This window comes from Mitsuokella jalaludinii DSM 13811 (assembly GCF_000702905.1).
Classification (GTDB): Bacteria; Bacillota; Negativicutes; order Selenomonadales; family Selenomonadaceae; genus Mitsuokella; species Mitsuokella jalaludinii.
Genome location: NZ_JNKR01000015.1, coordinates 37,594 through 57,480, shown reverse-complemented (window position 1 = coordinate 57,480; position 19,887 = coordinate 37,594). Strand labels below are relative to the sequence as shown.

Annotated in this window: 19 protein-coding genes and 1 other annotated feature; of the genes, 16 read left to right on the top strand and 3 right to left on the bottom strand. The window is 58.8% G+C overall.

What is annotated here, in order from left to right:
- On the top strand, positions 1-306 hold a 306-nt coding region (locus T518_RS08250; RefSeq protein WP_036378134.1), incomplete at its 5' end, for a transposase.
- A gap of 183 nt (positions 307-489) precedes the next feature.
- On the opposite strand, the gene T518_RS08245 is transcribed toward T518_RS08250, so the two are convergent.
- Together T518_RS08245 and lgt are read right to left on the bottom strand one after the other, a co-directional pair.
- Complete coding sequence (locus tag T518_RS08245; protein ID WP_036378103.1) at positions 490-948, bottom strand: S-adenosylmethionine decarboxylase family protein; 459 nt, start codon at positions 946-948, stop codon at positions 490-492.
- A gap of 69 nt (positions 949-1,017) precedes the next feature.
- Positions 1,018-1,827 (bottom strand): prolipoprotein diacylglyceryl transferase, encoded by an 810-nt coding sequence (lgt, locus tag T518_RS08240; RefSeq protein ID WP_005838766.1) that lies wholly within the window; start codon positions 1,825-1,827, stop codon positions 1,018-1,020.
- 399 nt (positions 1,828-2,226) lie between these two features.
- Here lgt and ileS point away from each other — a divergent pair, with 399 nt between their 5' ends.
- The 4 genes from ileS (at position 2,227) to T518_RS08220 (ending at position 8,615) form a co-directional block, all read left to right on the top strand.
- Positions 2,227-5,358 (top strand): isoleucine--tRNA ligase, encoded by a 3,132-nt coding sequence (gene ileS, locus T518_RS08235; RefSeq protein ID WP_036378097.1) that lies wholly within the window; start codon positions 2,227-2,229, stop codon positions 5,356-5,358.
- Between the two features lie 140 nt (positions 5,359-5,498).
- Positions 5,499-5,885, top strand: coding sequence for a metal-sensing transcriptional repressor (locus T518_RS08230; protein WP_051652259.1), 387 nt, complete (start codon positions 5,499-5,501; stop codon positions 5,883-5,885).
- 148 nt (positions 5,886-6,033) lie between these two features.
- A complete protein-coding gene (locus T518_RS08225) occupies positions 6,034-6,555 on the top strand; it encodes an acyl-CoA thioesterase (RefSeq protein ID WP_036378093.1) in 522 nt (173 codons plus the stop codon).
- Between the two features lie 84 nt (positions 6,556-6,639).
- Positions 6,640-6,908 (top strand) — a binding site (T-box leader).
- Between the two features lie 39 nt (positions 6,909-6,947).
- Entirely contained in the window at positions 6,948-8,615 is a 1,668-nt protein-coding gene (locus T518_RS08220) for a 2-isopropylmalate synthase (protein WP_036378127.1), read from the top strand.
- Positions 8,616-8,708: 93 nt separating this feature from the next.
- Here T518_RS08220 and T518_RS08215 read toward each other — a convergent pair whose 3' ends face one another.
- Entirely contained in the window at positions 8,709-10,397 is a 1,689-nt protein-coding gene (locus T518_RS08215) for a glycoside hydrolase family 13 protein (RefSeq protein WP_036378089.1), read from the bottom strand.
- Positions 10,398-10,622: 225 nt separating this feature from the next.
- Here T518_RS08215 and T518_RS08210 point away from each other — a divergent pair, with 225 nt between their 5' ends.
- From T518_RS08210 to T518_RS08160, 11 genes are all read left to right on the top strand, one after another.
- Positions 10,623-11,582 carry an alpha/beta hydrolase gene (locus tag T518_RS08210; protein WP_036378085.1) on the top strand — a complete coding sequence of 320 codons (960 nt, stop codon included), beginning with the start codon at positions 10,623-10,625 and terminating at the stop codon, positions 11,580-11,582.
- The gene (gene dtd, locus T518_RS08205; RefSeq protein ID WP_036378080.1) at positions 11,579-12,022 is read left to right on the top strand and encodes a D-aminoacyl-tRNA deacylase; all 444 of its coding nucleotides are present in this window, start codon (positions 11,579-11,581) and stop codon (positions 12,020-12,022) included. Before T518_RS08210 ends, dtd begins: the two co-directional genes overlap by 4 nt.
- 26 nt (positions 12,023-12,048) lie before the next feature.
- Complete coding sequence (locus T518_RS08200; protein ID WP_036378076.1) at positions 12,049-13,281, top strand: aminopeptidase; 1,233 nt, start codon at positions 12,049-12,051, stop codon at positions 13,279-13,281.
- A gap of 29 nt (positions 13,282-13,310) precedes the next feature.
- Entirely contained in the window at positions 13,311-13,943 is a 633-nt protein-coding gene (locus T518_RS08195; protein WP_036378124.1) for a hypothetical protein, read from the top strand.
- The gene (locus T518_RS08190; protein WP_036378074.1) at positions 13,940-14,872 is read left to right on the top strand and encodes a YitT family protein; all 933 of its coding nucleotides are present in this window, start codon (positions 13,940-13,942) and stop codon (positions 14,870-14,872) included. Before T518_RS08195 ends, T518_RS08190 begins: the two co-directional genes overlap by 4 nt.
- A gap of 29 nt (positions 14,873-14,901) precedes the next feature.
- The gene (locus tag T518_RS08185; protein ID WP_036378071.1) at positions 14,902-15,639 is read left to right on the top strand and encodes an MBL fold metallo-hydrolase; all 738 of its coding nucleotides are present in this window, start codon (positions 14,902-14,904) and stop codon (positions 15,637-15,639) included.
- 38 nt (positions 15,640-15,677) lie between these two features.
- Positions 15,678-16,289 carry a peptidylprolyl isomerase gene (locus T518_RS08180; protein WP_036378067.1) on the top strand — a complete coding sequence of 204 codons (612 nt, stop codon included), beginning with the start codon at positions 15,678-15,680 and terminating at the stop codon, positions 16,287-16,289.
- Positions 16,289-16,558: a GIY-YIG nuclease family protein gene (locus T518_RS08175; RefSeq protein WP_036378065.1), complete on the top strand. Its 270-nt coding sequence runs from the start codon at positions 16,289-16,291 to the stop codon at positions 16,556-16,558. The genes T518_RS08180 and T518_RS08175 overlap by 1 nt, the downstream gene beginning before the upstream one ends.
- A gap of 31 nt (positions 16,559-16,589) precedes the next feature.
- Positions 16,590-17,060 (top strand): transcription elongation factor GreA, encoded by a 471-nt coding sequence (gene greA / locus T518_RS08170; RefSeq protein WP_036378063.1) that lies wholly within the window; start codon positions 16,590-16,592, stop codon positions 17,058-17,060.
- A gap of 38 nt (positions 17,061-17,098) precedes the next feature.
- The gene (gene lysS / locus T518_RS08165; protein ID WP_036378061.1) at positions 17,099-18,610 is read left to right on the top strand and encodes a lysine--tRNA ligase; all 1,512 of its coding nucleotides are present in this window, start codon (positions 17,099-17,101) and stop codon (positions 18,608-18,610) included.
- A gap of 134 nt (positions 18,611-18,744) precedes the next feature.
- Positions 18,745-19,878: an amidohydrolase gene (locus tag T518_RS08160; protein ID WP_036378059.1), complete on the top strand. Its 1,134-nt coding sequence runs from the start codon at positions 18,745-18,747 to the stop codon at positions 19,876-19,878.
- Positions 19,879-19,887: the final 9 nt, after the last annotated feature.

Sequence of the window (19,887 nt, the reverse complement as noted above, 5' to 3'; positions counted from 1 at the left end):
AAGCTCCGCAGGATGAAGCTGAACAAGGCAGCCGACAAGCTGCTGGATGGCATTGCTGAGACCTTGACGTACATGGACTTTCCGGAAGAACACTGGAAGAAAATCCGTACCAACAACACCATAGAACGCCTCAACCGGGAGATTCGTCGCCGGACGCGCGTCATTGGCACCTTCCCTGATGGAGAGAGTGCGTTGATGCTCGTCTGCGCCAGATTACGTCATGTCGTGAGTTCCCAATGGGGCGCAAAAAAATATATGGACATGAAGCATCTATATGGATGTGATGCCGAGACCATCCTTGACTAATTGCAACGAGGATGCGGTTCATGATTTTGCGAAAGAATATTGACAGTACCATGAAAAGGTGAGCTATCAAAGCAGTCGATTGATACACCGGGTGATTTAGCGCTTACGATACAAGAAGGGCTCTGCTCCAAAGTAAATGCTTTGAGGCAGAGCCCTTTATCATGTGTGGATGAGACGGATTGTTTACTGGCGGTTGCGGCGGGCTAGCACGCGCAGGACCTTGGCGCCCGTGTTGTGGATCTTGCGCAGCGGAGCGACGCGCGTCTTGACCTTGGGGCGGATGTCTTTGGCGGAACCGAAGTCGCCGCGCTTCAAGAGCGTGGTCTTCGTCTTGTCCGGTTTGAAGAAATCGCGCATGTCCTTGGCGATGTGCTCTGGTTCGGCGTTTTCCTGGCAGAGGAAGATGTCGATGGCGACGTACTTGAGCTTGGTGTAGACGTGCAGGACCATGTGTCCCTCGCGGAAGAGCATCATGATGGCGTAGTGCTCATCCGTCAGGTGCTCGGAGCACTCGGAGATCTTCGTCAGCGTGAAATGTTCGGGCAGTTCTGCTATATAGTCTTTGATCTGGTCGATATCTTTGAGTTTGCTGTTCTTGCAGTTGAAGAGATCGACGGTGAGATGACGTGCTAAGATTTTCATGAATTCGTTACTCCTTCATGCATTTTTTATGATTCCATGTTCCATTATAGTAGATGGGATTCGGTTCCGTCAAACTTTATGGCCGGGATTCGTTCTGATTTTTTTCGGTTTCTTTCCATAGAGCTGGAGACCGATGAAGAAGATGGCGGCAATCAGGAAGGCGGTGATGCTCGTGGCCTGGGCGCTCGTGACGAGGCCGAGCACTTTTTCGGTGTAATCGCCGCGCAGGAATTCGAGCCCGAAGCGCGCGAGGCTGTAGAGCATGACGTAGAGGGCGAAGCACTGGCCCTTGGCGTGGTTTGTCGTGCGGAAGAGCAAGAGCAGTGCGAAGATAACGACGTCGAGCTGTCCTTCCCAGACTTCAGCCGGCCAGAGCGGCTGGTCGCCGTACGTGTGGTAGGCGAGCGTGGTCGTCGGATAGATGATGCCGAATGAGCTGCCCGTCGGTGCGCCAAAGGCGTCGCCGTTCAGTAGGTTGGCACAGCGGCCGAGCGCCTGGCCGAGGATGATGGCCGGTGCGAGCACGTCCATGAGGTGGACGGTGTCAAGATGATGGCGGTGACAGTACCAGACGCCCGTCAGCACGCCGAGGAAGACGCCGCCCTGGATGGCCATGCCACCCTGCCAGACGTTCAGCAGCTCGGTCAGATGATGGCCGTAGTAATCCCAGTCAAAGAAGAAGACGTCCCAGAGGCGCGCGCCGAGCAGTCCAGCGACGCCGCAGTAGATGCCGAGGTCGACGATGTACTTCTCGTAGCCGCGGCCGTCCGCCTTTGTCAGGAAGTAGCCGACGCCTGTCGCGAGGATGATGGAGAGAGACAGCACGAGGCCGTAGGCCCGTATCGGGAAGTCTCCGATATAGAAAAGATACTGATGCATGAGATCCCTTCCTTTTCAGTGTTCTTGTTTGCTCAAACAACCTTCATTATAGCGTAAAGCGGATGGCTTGAGAAGAGAGCCTAGGAACGCTCAAAATGTATTTGAAATCTGTCCATCCCTGTGGTACAATAAAGCCTGTCAACATGTAAATGCATCGATGGAGAGAGTAGACTGCAGAGAGAGCGGAAGCGAACCGGGAAAGGTGAGAGCCGGGCGTGCGTACCTGCAGGGGAAAATCACTCCGGAGCAGCGGGCTGAACGAATCGAGTAAGCCTTGCCGGCATCCCCCGTTACGGGACAGCGCATGGTGGTGCGTGGAAATAGGTGGTTATCCTGTAGGTATCATGAGCCTGCATCCTATTTGGGTGCAGGCTTTTCATATGTGAGGAGGCATTCTGTTTGTATAAGAAAGTAGATACGAACTTGAATTTCGTGGAACGCGAGAAGGAGATCCGCGAGTTCTGGAAAGCACATGACATCGCTCAGAAGGCAATCGACCAGCGCGAGGGCTGCGATACCTTCACGTTCTACGATGGCCCGCCGACGGCCAACGGCAAGCCGCATATCGGCCATGTCCTGACGCGCGTCATCAAGGACATGCTGCCGCGCTTCGCCTCGATGAAGGGCAAGAAGGTCCTCAGGAAGGCTGGCTGGGATACGCACGGCCTGCCGGTCGAGCTCGAAGTCGAGAAGCAGATCGGCATCAACGGCAAGGAACAGATCGAGGCATATGGCATCGAGCCGTTTATCAAGAAGTGCCGCGAGTCCGTCTGGAAGTACAAGGGCATGTGGGAGGAGTTCTCCGATGTCGTCGGCTTCTGGGCTGACATGGAGCACCCGTACATCACCTATGAGAACGACTTCATCGAGTCGGAGTGGTGGGCACTCAAGGAAATCTGGAAGAAGGGCCTGCTCTACGAGGGCTACAAGGTTGTCCCGTATTGCCCGCGCTGCGGCACACCGCTCTCCTCGCACGAGGTGGCACAGGGCTACAAGGATGTCACGGAGCGCTCGGCTATGGTCGAGTTCAAGGCCAAGGACGGCGACTACTCGTTCCTCGCCTGGACGACGACGCCGTGGACGCTGCCGTCGAACATGGCGCTCTGCGTGAACCCCGCGGTCGACTACGTCAAGGTACAGGTCGGCGATAAGAAGTACGTCCTCGCTGAGGCACTCGTCGACAAGGTCTTCGAGGGTGTCGAAGGCGAGCGCCAGATCCTCGAGCGCTATAAGGGCAAGGATCTCGAGTACCGCGAGTATGAGCCGCTCTATCCGTACGCTGTCGAGAAGGTCAAGAACCAGCGCGGCAAGAAGGCATTCATCGTGACCTGCGATGACTACGTCACGACGGAAGACGGCACGGGCATTGTCCACATGGCTCCGGCATATGGCGAAGACGATAACCGCGTCTGCCAGAAGTACGGCGTCGCTTTTGTCAATCTCGTCAACAGCAAGGGCGAGCTCACGGCTGAGACGGATTGGCCGGGCCTCTTCGTCAAGAAGGCTGACCCGCTGATCCTCGCAGACCTCGAGAAGAAGGGGCTGCTCTTCAAGGCTCCGGAATTCACGCACAGCTATCCGCATTGCTGGCGCTGCGATACGCCGCTGCTCTACTATTCGTTCCCGACCTGGTTCATCAAGATGACGGCCGTCAAGGACGAGCTCGTCGCCAACAACAAGACGGTCAACTGGATCCCGAAGTCCATCGGCGAGGGCCGCTTCGGCAACTGGCTCGAGCATGTACAGGACTGGGGCCTCTCGCGCAACCGCTACTGGGGCACGCCGCTGCCGGTATGGCAGTGCGAATGCGGCCATCAGCATGTCATCGGCTCGATCGAGGAACTCAAGTCCATGAGCTCGAACTGTCCGGATGATATCGAGCTGCACCGTCCGTACATCGACAAGGTCACGATTAAGTGCCCGGAGTGCGGCAAGGAGATGCACCGCGTCAAGGAAGTCATCGACTGCTGGTTTGACTCGGGGTCCATGCCATTCGCGCAGTGGCATTATCCGTTCGACAACAAGGAGATCTTCGAGAAGCGCTTCCCGGCGGACTTCATCTCGGAGGCTGTCGATCAGACGCGCGGCTGGTTCTACTCGCTCATCGCCATCTCGACGCTGCTCTTCCACAAGGCACCGTATCGCAATGTCATCGTCCTCGGCCACGTCCAGGACAAGGAAGGCCGCAAGATGTCGAAGTCGAAGGGCAATGCCGTCGACCCGATGGAGGCACTGCAGAAGCACGGCGCTGACGCCATCCGCTGGTATTTCTACGAGAACAGCGCACCGTGGCTGCCGAACCGCTTCCACGACGATGCCGTCCAGGAAGGCCAGCGCAAGTTCATGGGCACGCTCTGGAATACGTACGCGTTCTTCGTGCTCTACGCCAACATCGACAACTTCGATGCGACGAAGTACACGCTCGACTACGATAAGCTGCCAGTCATGGACAAGTGGTGCCTCTCGCGCCTCAACACGATGGTCAAGGACGTCGACTACGACCTCTCGAACTACCGCGTGACGGAAGCCGCCAAGGCACTCGAGGAGTTCGTCGACGAGCTCTCGAATTGGTACGTCCGCCGCAGCCGCAGCCGCTTCTGGGCAAAGGGCATGGAACAGGACAAGATCAATGCCTACATGACGCTCTACACGGCACTCGTCACGACGGCCAAGGCCGCTGCACCGATGATTCCGTTCATGACGGAGTCCATCTACCGCAACCTCGTCTGCAGCATCGATGAGAAGGCACCGGAATCCGTCCATCTCTGCGACTTCCCGAAGGCCAATGAGGCACATATCGACAAGGAGCTCGAGAAGAACATGGGCGAGGTCCTCGAGATCGTCGTGCTCGGCCGCGCTGCGCGCAATGAGGCCAACATCAAGAACCGTCAGCCAATCGGCAAGATGTTTGTCAAGGCACCTGTCGTGCTGCCGGACTTCTACAAGGAAATCGTCGAAGAGGAGCTCAACGTCAAGGAAGTTGTCTTCACGGACGATATGGAGGCATACCTCACGTACAGCTTCAAGCCGCAGTTCCGTGTCCTCGGACCAAAGGTTGGCAAGAAGATGGGCGCCATCCAGAAGGCTCTGAAGGCGGTCAACGGCCACAAAGCCAAGGAAGAGCTCGACACGACGGGCAAGCTCGTCGTCGCATTGCCGGATGGCGATGTCACGCTGCTGCCGGAAGACGTCGAGGTCACGATGGCCCAGACGGAGGGCTTCAACTGCCAGCGCTACAACGGCGTGACGATTGCGCTGGAGACGACGCTCAGCGAAGAGCTGCTCGAAGAGGGCTTTGTCCGCGAGATCATCAGCAAGGTCCAGACGATGCGCAAGGAAAATGGCTATGAGGTCACGGATCACATCAAGGTCGGCCTCAAGGGCAACGAGAAGCTCGAGAACCTCGTCAAGAAGAACGAGAGCTTCCTCAAGGACATCACGCTCGCTGACGAAGTCACGTACGGCACGACGTCCGGCCACGAGAAAGAGTGGAACATCAACGGTGAGACGGTGACCCTCTCGGTTGACTGATTTCCCCGCTGACCATAAAAAGATCTCCTCTTGATGAGGAGATTTTTTTATTGCGGGAAAGAAGGAAAAACAGAAGTAAAACACGAATATAGACAATAGTCCTTTGCAACGAGAATACCAGGCAGGTGATACTGAAGCGAATGAACGAGAACAATCGAAATCAGGACAATGGACATCATGGACAGGATGGACATACGGAACATATCCATGTGCTGGCCGATGGCACGGTGCTCCACCATACACATGGCGCGCACGGCCATCAGCACAGCCACACGCAGACGAAGGCGGTGCTCAACCGCATGGCGCGGCTCATCGGCCACCTCGAATCCATCAAGCACATGATCGAGGACGGGCGCGACTGCAGCGAGGTGCTCGTGCAGCTCTCGGCGGTCGACAGCGCCATCAAGGGCGTCAGCCGCATCATCCTCAAGGACCATCTCGAGCACTGCATCGTCGATGCCGTGCGCGACAACGACCAAGAGGCATTGGACCAGCTCAACCGGGCTATTGACCGCTTCATCAAGTGAGGTGCGCGCGGTTTTGTGAGTCAGTCACGGTATTTCCCGTGTGAATCCTATATCCTAGTCCTGTATCCTATAGGCAATATGTCCGTATATCATTTCTATAACATGAGCGGAGCGCGTGCTCTGCATCGATAGATCAGGAGGTTTTTCCATGGCACAGAATAAACTCATAATCAGCCAGGTCATGATGCCGAACCAGACGAACCCGAGCGGCAACATCTACGGCGGCGATATCATGAAGATGATGGACTCGGCGGCTTATGCCGTGACGCGCAAGTACGCGCGCTGCAATGTCGTTACGGCTCGCGTGGACGAGCTCGAGTTCCACCTGCCGATCCTCGTCGGCGACCTCGTCACCTGCACGGCAGAGATTGTCTTCGTCGGCCACAGCTCGATGGAAGTCACGGTAAACGTCGATGTAGAGGATCTCGATCAGGAGGGCAAGCCGCAGCGCGCGCTGACAGCCTACTTCACGATGGTCGCTCTCGACCGCAATTCGCGCCCGAAGGCTGTGCCGCCGCTCATCATCGACACGGAAGAGGCGAGAAAGGCCTTTGAGGAAGGCCGCCGCCGCTATGAGGCGCACAAGGAGCAGAAGCGCCAGCAGCGCGAGGTCGAGAAGAAGCTCAGCCAGGCCAAGAAGACGCTGCGCGAGCCAGAAGAGAAAAAATGAGCGCAGACCTGTAAAAAAGTTTACAGATTTACAAAAAATGCTTGCAAAACAGTTTCTCCTGTGCTATTCTAGTACCCAACACAGGGAAATGCGTTGAAGAGGAATAGTAAGGACCCCGGAACGATCAGAGAGCTGCCGTCTGGTGCGAGGCAGTCGGGAAAGGATCTGGAACTCACCTTGAAGCAGCTCGCTGAAAGTGCATCGGCGTACACGATTGTATGCAGTGAGTGCATGATTAGGCAGGGACGGAGCCTGACCGTTACAGCAGGAGGATTTGCTAGAATCCGTAGAGGTACTCCGCAAGGAGTATGAATTTGAGTGGTAACACGCAGGTACAGCCCTTCGTCTCATGAGACGGGGGGCTTTTCTATTTGGGGAGGTTTTGTCAAATGATGAATTATCAGAAGTACAGCAAAGGTTATTTCATGCCGCCGGAGATTGACCTGGAGTGGGCGAAGAAGGATGCCCCAGACCATGCGCCAATCTGGTGCAGCGTTGACCTTCGCGATGGCAACCAGTCGCTCGTCATCCCGATGAGCCTTGACGAGAAGATGGAATTCTACAAGATGCTCCTCAAAGTCGGCTTCAAGGAAATCGAGATCGGCTTCCCGGCTGCATCGGAAACGGAGTTCGAGTTCCTGCGCCGCCTCGTAGAGGAAGACCTGATCCCAGACGATGTGACGGTACAGGTCCTCACGCAGGCACGCGAGCACATCATCCGCAAGACGTTCGATGCCCTCAAGGGTGTCAAGAACGCCATCGTCCACGTCTACAACTCGACTTCTGTTGCACAGCGCCAGCAGGTCTTCCGCAAGAACAAGGAACAGATCAAGCAGATGGCTGTCGATGGTGCAAAGCTCCTGCAGGAACTCACGGAAGAGGCCGGTGCGAACTACCGCTTCGAGTATTCGCCGGAGTCCTTCACGGGCACGGAGCCGGAGTACGCACTTGAGGTCTGCAATGCCGTCCTCGATGTCTGGAAACCGACGGCTGACCGCAAGGCCATCATCAACCTGCCGGCGACCATCGAGATGAGCATGCCGCACGTCTTCGCGACGCAGGTCGCCTACATGAACAAGCACCTCAAGTACCGCGACAATGTCGTGCTCTCGCTCCATCCGCACAATGACCGCGGCTGCGGCGTAGCTGATGCCGAGATGGGCATGCTGGCCGGTGCGGACCGCATCGAGGGCACGCTGTTCGGCAACGGCGAGCGCACGGGCAACGTCGACATCATCACGGTTGCCATGAACATGTTCGCACTCGGCGTCGATCCGCAGCTCGACTTCTCGAATATGCCGGAACTCGTCGAGATGTACGAGCGCGTCACGCGCATGCACGTCTCGCCGCGCCAGCCGTACGCCGGCGACCTCGTCTTCGCCGCCTTCTCCGGCTCCCATCAGGATGCCATCGCGAAGGGCATGCACTGGAAGGAAGAGAAGAATCCGGAAAAGTGGACACTGCCGTACCTCTACATCGACCCGAAGGATGTCGGCCGCGAGTACGACGGCGACGTCATCCGCATCAACAGCCAGTCCGGCAAGGGCGGCGTCGGCTTCATCATGGAGCAGAAATACGGCATCGACATGCCGAAGAAGATGCGCGAGGACTTCGGTTACTGCGTCAAAGGCGTTTCCGACCACAAGCACAAGGAACTCATGCCGGATGAGATCTACCAGATCTTCCAGGATGAGTACGTCAACGTCGATACGCCGTACAAGCTCCATGACTTCCTGCTCCAGAAGGAGCCGGACGGCACGCGCAAGGGCACGGTCGATATCTTTGTCAACGGCGAGCCGAAGACCTTCCTCGCACGCGGCAACGGCCGCCTCGACGCCGTCTCCAATGCGCTGCAGGCAAACCTCGACATTGCCTACAAGGATCTGACGTACAGCGAGCATGCGCTGGAGATCGGCCAGAATAGCCGCGCGATGGCCTACATCGGCATCACGAACGACGACGGCCACATCACCTGGGGCGCCGGCATGGACACGGATATCATCACGGCATCCATCCAGGCCTTGATCAGCGCCATCAACCGCATGAAGGCAGGCAAGTAATAACCGTAAGTACATACGTATATCAAAAGAAAATCCGGGCCAAGCGATTGGTCCGGATTTTTGTGTGTTCGAGTGATTGAGAGGTCCAGCTGGTCATCGGGCGTCTCTCGTCAGGAGCACGCGCGCTTCGTACGGCTGCAGGCAGTCCGCCTTGTGCTGCTCGTAGTTGGAGATCAGCGTCTCGCCCTCGAGCCCTTCAAACAGCGTGCAGGGGACTTCCTTATCGGTCCAGTTGCAGGCGACGCGGAGCGTCTCATTGTCCAGGTGACGTGCAAAGGCATAGACGCACGGGTCTTCCTCCAAGAGGGGCTCGAAGGTGCCGTAGACGATGATCGGGTAGGCGTGGCGCAGGCGGATGAGCTTCTGGTAGTAGTAGAAGGTGGAATCGGGATCCTTGAGCGCGGCCTCGGCGTTGATCGTCTTGTAGTTCGGATTGACGGCGAGCCACGGCGTGCCGTCGGTAAAGCCGGCATTGTCGCTGGCATCCCACTGCATTGGTGTGCGCGCATTGTCGCGGGCGACTGTGTTGAAGCACGCGAGCATCGTCTCGGGCGTGACCTTCTTCTGCTCGTCGACGTACTGGTGCCAGGCGTTGATCTCCTCGAGGTCCTGGCAGTCAGCGAGCGAGTGGAACGTCGTGTTCGTCATGCCGAGCTCTTCGCCCTGGTAGATGTAGGGCGTGCCCTTCTGCATGTGCAGGCAAGTCGCGAGCATCTTGGCGGAGAGCACGCGCCACTCGGGGCTGTCGTTGCCGAACATCGAAACGCAGCGCGGCTGGTCGTGATTGTCGAGGTAGAGCGAGTTCCAGGCCTTGCCCTCAAGCTCCAGCTGCCACTTGTTGAGGATGGCGCGGACATCCGGCATCTGCGGTTTGCCCGTCGTCCACTTGTCGATGATGCTGCCCTTGCCGTTTTCCGGGCCGACGTGCTCAAACTGGAAGACCATGCCGAGTTCCTTGCCGTCGCTGCGGGCGTACTTCTTGGCCTCGTCGATCGTGACGCCCGCTGCCTCGCCGACGGTCAGCAGGTCGTAATGCGAGAGCACGCGATCGTTCATTTCCTGCAGGTACTCGTGGACGCGCGGCCCGTTGCAGACGTGCGGCGAGAGGTCGCCGTAGCCGTCTGCCTTGAGGGGACCGTCCGGGAAGGACTGGTCCTTGGAAATCATTGAGATGACATCCATGCGGAAACCGTCGATGCCCTTCTCGCACCACCAGGTCATCATGTCGAAGACGGCATCGCGCACCTTCGTGTTCTCCCAGTTGAGGTCCGGCTGCTTCTTGGAGAAGCAGTGCAGGTAGTACTGGTCCGTCGCCGCATCGTACTGCCAGGCCGGGCCGCTGAAGTACGACTCCCAGTTGTTCGGTTCCTTGCCGTCTCGTCCGTCCTTCCAGATGTAGAAGTCGCGGTACGGGTTCGTGCGGGACTTGCGACTCTCGATGAACCAGGCGTGCTCGTCAGACGTGTGGTTGACGACGAGGTCCATGACGAGCTTGATGCCCGCCTCATGTGCCGTCTTCAGCAGCGTGTCGAAGTCGGCCATCGTGCCGAAGTCCTTCATGATGGCGCGGTAGTCGGAGATGTCGTAGCCGTTGTCGTCGTTGGGCGACTGGTAGATCGGGGAGAGCCAGATGACATCGACGCCGAGCTTCTTGAGATACGGGATGCGGCGCGTGATGCCAGGCAGGTCGCCGATGCCGTCGCCGTTCGAATCCTGGAAACTGCGCGGATAAATCTGATAGATGACGGCCTCTTTCCACCAGGCCTTCTGTTCTTCTGCCATATGTGAATGCCTCCTGTTGAGTTCTTTTTCCTAGACGTATTCGCCCTTCCCGTGTGGATTTCCTATGCGGGACTGATACAGAATGCGGACCTCGTTCCATATGCGGCCTGCGAGGCGGCTGGGAGACGGGGGAAAAATTTTGGCAGATGCCACCTTTTTTCCCGATAATGATGATATAATAGAAGCACATTTTGGCAGAGCAGAAAGGTGGTTCTTGACGCTTTTATGAAGAAGATCCTCATATCCTGCCTCTTGACGGCAGTCATCGTGACGGCGGCGCTTGTCATCGAGGCGGGATATTTTATTGGCAATTACTGCGTGCACTTCGGCCTGGAGCGCGGGACGGCGGAGAATCCGCAGGAGCCCCCGCGGGCCTATGCGTTGCTGATGCCGCCGGAGGCGCGCCATTTTGACAAGCCGAACTACGCTTCGGAGAACTGGAACATCGAGTCGGAGGACGGCATCTACCTCGCGGCGACGCATTTCAAGCCGGAGCGCGCGACGGACAAGTGGGTCATCGTCGCGCACGGCTACGGCTGCACGCAGCAGAATTCCTATTACATCGCGGAGCATTACCTATCGATGGGCTACCACGTGCTGACGCCGGACCTGCGGGCCTCGGGGCTCAGCGGCGGGCGCTATCTGACGCTCGGCTACCGCGAGAGCGAGGACATCGTGCTCTGGGCGAAGCGAGTCGCTGAGCTCTATCCGCAGGCCAAGATCGTGCTGCACGGCGTCTCGATGGGGGCGGCGACGGTCATGATGGCCGCGGGCCGCGAGGATCTGCCGCCGGAAGTCGTCGCGGCGGTGGAGGACTGCGGCTACACGAATGCGGATGAGCTCATCGCCATGCAGATGGAGAACTCGTTCGGCCTGCCCGCCTTCCCGGCCATGAATCTCCTGAACTGGCGCTGCGAGAAGGTGGCGGGTTTCAACCTGCACGATGCGGCGCCGATTGATGCTGTGCGCCATGCCCGCGTGCCAATCCTCTTCATCCACGGCACGAAGGACACGCTCGTGCCACCGAACATGGCGGAGCAGCTCTACGCGGCGGCCAATGCGCCGAAAAAGGAACTGCTGATGATACCGGGGGCCGTGCACGCGGCGGCGAGTCAGGCAGATCAGCAGACGTACTTCCGGACCATCCGGAAATTCGTGCAGCCCTATATGGAGGAACAGAAATGAAAGCAGTTGTGACAAGGGTGCAGCAGGCATCCGTTGAGATTGAGGGCAAGGTGTGCGGTGCCATAGGACAGGGCTTTCTCGTCCTGCTCGGCGTTGGCCCTGATGATGATGAGGCGTCCTGTGACCGCTTGGCCGAGAAGGTCGCCCATGTGCGCGTCTTCTCGGATGAGGCAGGCAAGATGAACTTGAGCATCGACCAGGTGGGCGGGGCCTTCCTCGTCATCTCGCAGTTCACGCTTTACGCTGACCTCAAGAAGCGGCGCCCCGGGTTCTCGCATGCAGCTAAGCCGGAGATCGCGGCACCGCTCTACGAGCGCTTCATGGAGGATCTGCGCCAAAAAGGCTTTGCGGTAGAGCACGGTGAATTCGGTGCGGATATGAAGGTGGCTTCTGTCAATGATGGCCCGGTCACGCTGCTCTTTGATACCGATTGCTTGTAAGGATAGAGTCAGACAGGGGGAAAGGCATGAATATGAATTTACTGCACAATTATGCACGTCTCGTCGTGCGTGTCGGCGTCAATCTGCAGCGCGAACAGATCCTCGTCATCAATGCGCCAATCGAGTGCGCAGAGTTTGCTCGCGCCATTGCCAAGGAGGCCTTTGCAGCGGGCGCCCACGATGTCGTCGTGAGCTGGAACGATGAGCAGCTCGCTCACATCCGCTATGCGGGCGGCAAGAAAGCGCTCTTCACAGAGTTCCCCGAGTGGCGTCGCGCCTTCTATGAGGACTATGCGGCGCAGGGAGCGGCCTTCGTCTCAATCGCCGCGCGCGACCCGGAGATCTTCGGCGACATCGACCCGGAGAAGCTCAAGCTGGCCAATCAGGCAGCGGGCGCGGCGCTCATGGAGTACCGGGAGCGCCTGATGAACAACCGCAATACATGGTGCGTCGTCTCGGTGCCGACAAAGGGCTGGGCAAAGAAGGTCTTCCCAGAGCTTGCAGAGGATGAGGCCGTCGCACGCCTTTGGTGTGAGATCTACAAGACGGTCCGCGTCGGCGAGGGCATCGACACGGTCAAGGCGTGGCAGGAGCACATCGCCTTCCTGCACAAGGCGGCCGATTTCCTCAACGCGAATGACTTCCAGAAGCTCCACTACACGAATCGTCTCGGCACGGACCTGACTATCGAACTGCCGGAGGGTCATATCTGGGCGGGGGGCGCCGAGAAGTCGGAGCTTGGCACGGTGTTTGCCGCAAACATGCCGACGGAAGAGGTCTACACGTTGCCGAAGCGCGACGGTGTCAACGGCATTGTCTACGCGACGAAGCCGTTGAACTTCAACGGCAATCTCATCGAGGACTTCTGGCTGCGCTTCGAGAATGGCCGCGTCACAGACTTCGCCGCGAAGAAAGGCGAGGCGATCCTCAGGGGGCTGATCGAGACGGACGAGGGCTCGCACTTCCTCGGCGAAGTGGCGCTCGTGCCGTATGACTCGCCTATCTCGAAGAGCGGCGTGCTCTTCTACAACACCTTGTTCGACGAGAACGCTGCCTGTCATCTGGCGCTCGGCAAGGCATATCCGACCTGTCTCAAGGACGGCGAGAAGATGGACAGCGTGACGCTCCTGCAGCACGGCGTCAACGACTCGCTGATGCACGAGGACTTCATGGTCGGCAGCCGCGACCTCGAGATCGTCGGCACGCGCCGTGACGGCACGGAGGTGCAGGTATTCCATGAGGGCAATTTCGCTTTTTGACGCATAGGAGACAGAAAGGAGATGGGATGATGCAGAGGACTCTAGGCATCTTCACGGCGCTCGTGCTGGTCTTGGCGGCACTCTGCCTGCCAGCGGGGCGCTCAGAGGCAGAGGGGCTCCAGGATGCGGATTTTTCCTGCCGCGGCGCAATGCTCGGCGCGAGCGAAGCGGAGCTTTTCAAAGCGTGGGGGGAGCCGCTCTTTGACCGGACGGAGATACGCCAGGGCGTGACGGTCAAGGTCTACGTCTACAAGGACCACTACGAGGCCGCCGTCGACAAGAGTGGCCACGTCGTCGACTTCCTCATCAAGAACGACCGCTACGAGGCGAGGAACGGCATCCGGCTCGGCGCGACTTCGTACTGGATTCAGAAGACGTACGGCAAGACAGAGCGTCAGCGTCTCGACGGGGCGGCGTACTACATCTACACGCGCGAGGGCCATCCGCACGACCATCTCCTACTGGGCATCGATGCGCAGGATGGGTATCTGACGTCGATGCGCATCACGTCTCTGCCGCTGACGGATGAGGAAGCGGAAAAGCGGGCGCTGGAAGACGATGCGGAAGAAGGGGAACTCGAACCGCGCTTTGCCGAGAAGGAAATCGACACCTCCGCACTCGGGAAGGCAGAGCCACCCGTCCTCAAGGAGGTACGGCCATGATTCACCTCAAGATGATGCGCCACCGCCTGCTGCGCTATCTCGGCATCACCGTGGGCTGCCTGATCGCAAGCTGCTCCATCAACCTCTTCCTCGTGCCTTCCCATCTCCTGACGGGCGGCGCGACGGGCATCGCGATCATCGTCTACTACCTGGCGCAGCTGCCCATCGGCCTGCAGACCTTCCTCTACAACATCCCGCTTCTCATGGCAGCCTGGAAGACGCTCGGGCACGGCTACACGGTCGATGTCATCATCGGCACGGGCATCTTCTCGCTGTGCCTCGATCTCACGCGCTTCCTCAATGCCTACGCGCCTGTCAATGACATCATGCTCGCAGCCATCTTCGGCGGTGTCTTCAACGGCATCGGCTACGGCATTGTCTTCCGCATGAACGGCAGCACGGGCGGCTTCGATATCGTCGGCGCCATCGCCAAGAAGTACTACTCGCTCAACATGGGCGGCGTCATCTTCGCCTTCAACTGCATGATCATGTGTGTGGCGGCCTTCTTGTTCGGCGTGGCCCCCGCGATGTTCACGCTGATCTGCATGTACATGAATGCGATGGTCACCGACAAGGTCATTGCGGGTTTCAACAGCCGCAAGGCCGTGCTGATCGTCTCGGACCGCGCGCAGCAGATCGCGGACGGCATCATGGAAGTCGGCCGCGGCGTGACCTTCCTGCACGGGCAGGGCGCCTTCACGCGCAAGGAGCGCAATGTCGTCTTCGTCGTCGTCAAGCTCACGCAGGTCAGCAAGATCAAGCTCATCGCGCATGCGGTCGACCCACACGCCTTCATGATCATCATGTCGGCCAACGAGGTCATGGGCCGCGGCTTCAGTGAACCCGGCATCGCCTTCCGGCGCTTCATCAACAAGGACAAGGTACAGCTAGAGCATCCGGAGCATCTGAAATGGCACGATGAGCGCTGAGCCTCTACCAAAAGAAAGGAAGAATCCACATGATTGAGATCACCTACCTGCTGAACAGCGGCTTCCTCGTGCGCGTCGGCCGCACACTGCTCGTATTCGACGACTTCAAGGACCCGGCGGGAGCCGTCGATGTGGCCGTCGAAGCGGCGGATTTTGACCACCTCTACTTCTTCGCGTCGCACGGCCACTTCGACCACTTCGATGCGCACATCTGCACTTACGAGGCAAAGACAGAACGCTACATCCTCAGCGATGACATCCGCTGCACAAAGGCCCTCAGCAGCTTTGACCAGGCGAAGCTCGTCTTCCTCAAGACGTACGCATCCTGGCAGGACGAGCACATCGCCGTGGAGTCCTTCGACTCGACGGACATCGGCACATCGTTCCGCGTCGTGCTCAAGGACGAGGGCGTAACAATCTTCCATGCCGGTGACTTCAACTGGTGGGACTGGACGGGCGAGCCCCAGGAGCAGCGGAAGCTCGCCGAGAACGCCTTCCGCAAGCAGATGAAGAAGCTCAAGGGGCTAGAGGCGGATCTGGCCTTCTTCCCCGTCGACGGCCGCCTGGGCCCGAGCATCGACAAGGGCGCAAAGGTGTTCTGCGCCGAGACGGAGGTGCGCGCGCTCGTCACGATGCACTCCGTCGGCTATCCAGCCTGGCAGCCGCCAGAGGGGTTTTTCGGAGCAGGCCGTTCCATTCCCGTCTGGTCGCCGCGCACGCCGGGCGAGAAGGCCTGCCTCAAAGATGGCCAATTCCTCGCAGACTGACGGTCGACTATTGAAAACATAGGAGGATATAAGGTAAAATGAAGAAGGTGTTCTTGCTGCTGCTCGCCATGCTCGTGATGACGGGCAGTTGCCTTGCCGCATCCGGCAGTGAGAAAACAACAAGCATTCAAGACGGCCAGACCGTCAAAGATGTTCATGGAGGAGATAAGAAAATGGTAAATCGCATTGCAGTATTTGAGACGAACCTCGGCAACTTCAGCGTGGAGCTCTTTGAGGACCAGACGCCAATCACGACGGAGAACTTCATCGACCTCGCCGAGAAGGGCTTCTACGATGGCGTCATCTTCCACCGCGTCATCGACGGCTTCATGATCCAGGGCGGCGATCCGGAGGGCACGGGCATGGGCGGCCCGGGCTACACGATTGAGGATGAGTTCCTCGACGATCTGCGCTTCGACGGTGAGGGCATCCTCGCGATGGCCAACACGGGCATGCCGCACACGGGCGGTAGCCAGTTCTTCATCACACTCGATAAGACGCCGTGGCTCAACGGCCATCACACGATCTTCGGCAAGGTCAAGGAAGGTATGGATGTCGTGCGCCGCATCGGCCATTCGGAGACAGACATGGCCGACCGCCCGCTCGAGGACGTTGTCATCAAGACCATCGAGATCAAGTATCCGGAGTGATGGCAGAGGCCTACACCTACATCCTCGAATGTGCGGACGGCAGCTTCTACACGGGCTGGACGAATGACCTGGCGGGGCGCGTCAAGGCGCATAATGCAGGGCGCGGCGCGAAGTACACGCGCTCGCACCGCCCGGTCCATCTCGTCTACTTCGAGTCCTTCGCGACGAAGGGAGAGGCACTTTCGCGCGAGGCCGCCATCAAGAAGATGACGCGCGCGGCGAAGCTTGCCTTGATTGACACAGCTGAGAAAAGAAATTATAATGAATAAGTTAAACTGAAACATAAAGGGGCGTTTTATCATGGCAGATAAACAGGTCATGCTGACCGAAGAAGGCTATAATAAACTCGTAGAAAAGCTCAACTACCTCAAGAGCGTCAAGCGCATCGAGATTGCAGAGCGCCTGAAGGCCGCCATCGCACTGGGCGACCTCTCCGAGAACTCGGAGTACGACGATGCCAAGAACGAGCAGGCATTCCTCGAGGGCGAGATCCAGGACCTCACGGCCAAGATCCGCAACTCGCACATCATCAAGGCTGGTGCCGGCGATATCGTCCAGATGGGCAGCAAGGTCACGGTCAAGGACATCGAGTTCGGCGATGAGGACACCTTCATGCTCGTCGGCTCGACGGAGGCTGACCCGGACGAGGGCAAGATCTCGAATGAGTCCCCGCTCGGTCAGGCACTTCTCGGACAGAAGAGCGGCAGCGTCATCGACGTGCACGCTCCGGCCGGCATCATCAAGTACGAGATCCTCGCAATCAAGGGCTGAGAGCGCAGCGGATCGTTTAGATTGGAGTAATGGAAAGTATGGCAGATAAGAAGCAGAAGGGGCAGCAGGCTCCTGTGGAAGACCTCAATGAGATGATGAAGGTCCGCCGCGAAAAGATGGAAGAATTCCGCGCGATGGGCGTGCCGCCGTTTGGCCATCGTTACGAAGTCACGGATTATGCAGAGCCAATCAAGGAGAAATACGCACATCTTGAAGGCGATGAAGAGGGCGGCGAGGTCCGCATCGCCGGCCGTCTCATGGCCATCCGCGGCCATGGCAAGGCGTCGTTCTGCACGCTCAACGACCGCACGGGCAACATCCAGGTCTACTTCAAGATCGATGTGCTCGGCGAGGACAAGTACAAGAACCAGTTCAAGAAGCTCGATATCGGCGACATCGTCGGCATCCGCGGCATCGTCTTCAAGACGCACCGCGGCGAGGTGACGGTCCGCGTCGAGGACTTCGACCTGCTCTCGAAGTCGCTGCGCCCGCTGCCGGAGAAGTTCCACGGCCTGCAGGATGTCGACATCCGTTACCGCCAGCGCTACCTCGACCTCATCATGAACCCGGAGGTCCGCGACACCTTCCGCAAGCGCACGAAGATCATCCAGTCCATCCGCACGTACCTCGATGATCGCGATTACCTCGAGGTCGAGACGCCGGTACTCTCGACGATCGCCGGCGGCGCAGCAGCGCGCCCGTTCGTCACGCACCACAATGCACTCGACATCGACCTCTACCTGCGCATCGCGACGGAGCTCAACCTCAAGCGCCTCGTCATCGGCGGTTTCGACCGCGTCTACGAGATGGGCCGCGTCTTCCGCAACGAGGGCATGGATGTCCGCCACAACCCGGAGTTCACGACGATCGAGTTCTACCAGGCGTACGCTGACTACACGGACATGATGGACATCACGGAAGGCATTGTCGTCAATGCCGCCAAGAGCGTTCTCGGCACGCCGGTCATCAATTACCAGGGCGTCGAGATCGATCTCTCGAAGGTCAAGCGCATCAGCATGAACGATGCCGTCAAAGAGGCGACGGGCAAGGATTTCCTCTCTTGCAAGACCGTCGAAGAGGCCCGCAAGATGGCTGACGAGATCGGCGTCCCGTACGAGCCGCGCCACGGCATCGGCGGCATCCTCAACCAGGCCTTCGAGGAGAAGGTCGAGGAGACACTGATGCAGCCGACGTTCATCACGGGCCATCCGACGGAGATCTCGCCGCTCGCGAAGCGCAATCCGGAAGACCCGCGCATCACCGACCGCTTCGAGTTCTTCATCTACGGCCGCGAGCTGGCCAATGGCTTCACGGAGCTCAACGACCCAATCGACCAGGAGGGCCGCTTCCTCGATCAGCTCAAGCAGCGCGAAGCCGGCGACGATGAGGCTCACGTCATGGACCGCGACTACATCACGGCCATGGAGTACGGCCTGCCGCCGACGGGCGGTGTCGGCATCGGCATCGACCGCCTCGTCATGCTGCTGACGGACGCGCCGTCCATCCGCGACGTCCTGCTCTTCCCGACGATGAAGCCGCTCTCTGAATAAGACTTGGCAGACTTCTGGCGCCTTCTGGTGCCAGGAGTTTTTCTATTTGCAGAGATTGACAGCATCATCGCTCTATATTACAATGTCAGTAAAACATATTAATTAACTATGTATATAGATAGCGAGGGATAGATATGAACGAACAGGACATCTTCCAGAAGATAACCGATGAATTTTACTGGTTCCACCGTCACCCGGAACTCTCCTACGAGGAAGTCGAGACGACAAAGCGCCTCCGAGAGGACCTCGCGGCTGCTGGCATCGAGGTCCTCGACCTGCCGCTCAAGACGGGCCTTGTCGCCAAGGTTGGCACAGGTGAGGCGCCGTTCATCGCGTTGCGCTGCGATATCGACGGCCTGCCGATCCAGGAGGAGTCGGGTCTTGCCTATGCGTCTGAGCACGCGGGCCGCATGCACGCCTGCGGCCATGACTTCCACATCAGTGCGGTGCTCGGCTCGGCGTACCTGCTCAAGGCGAAGGAGCGCGAGCTTCGCGGCACAGTCTACCTGATCTTCCAGTCGGCAGAAGAGGCGCCGGGCGGCGCGCGCAAGGTCATGGAGACGGGGGTGCTCAAGGACGTACAGGCCATCTTTGGCCTGCACACCTCGCCGCTCTACGATGTCGGCACGCTCGGCATCCGCTCGGGCGCGGTGACGGCGTCTGTCGACAAGTTCACCGTGACGTTCCACGGCAAGGGCACGCATGCAGCTCATCCGGAGCGCGGCATCGACCCCATCGTCATGGCCGCGAGCTTCGTCACGGCTGCGCAGAGCATCGTCTCGCGCAATATCGACCCGGCACACCCGGGCCTCGTCTCCATCACGCACATCGAGAGCGGCAATACCTGGAACGTCATCCCTGAATCCTCGTGGCTGGAGGGCACGGTGCGCTGCCTGACGGCAGAGGACCGGAAGCTCATCAAGAAACGCATCTACGAGCTGGCAGAGGGGCAGGCCGCATCCTTTGGCGGTCATGCAGAACTCACCTGGTATGCCGGCCCGCCGGCGACGGATAACACGCCGGACTGGACGGACTTTGCCATCGAGGTGGCGAAGGAGGCGGAGCTGGACGTCGTGCCCGCGCCCGTCAATCTGGCCGGCGAGGATTTCGCCTACTACCAGGAGGAGATCCCCGGCGTATTCGTGCTCGTCGGCACGGGCAAGTCGCCGGCTAACCACAATCCGAAATTCCACGTTGATCCGGCAGCACTCGGACCGGCTGCCAGATATATGGCAAGACTCGCCGTGGAGGCCTTTGTGCGCCTCTGAGGCGATGCG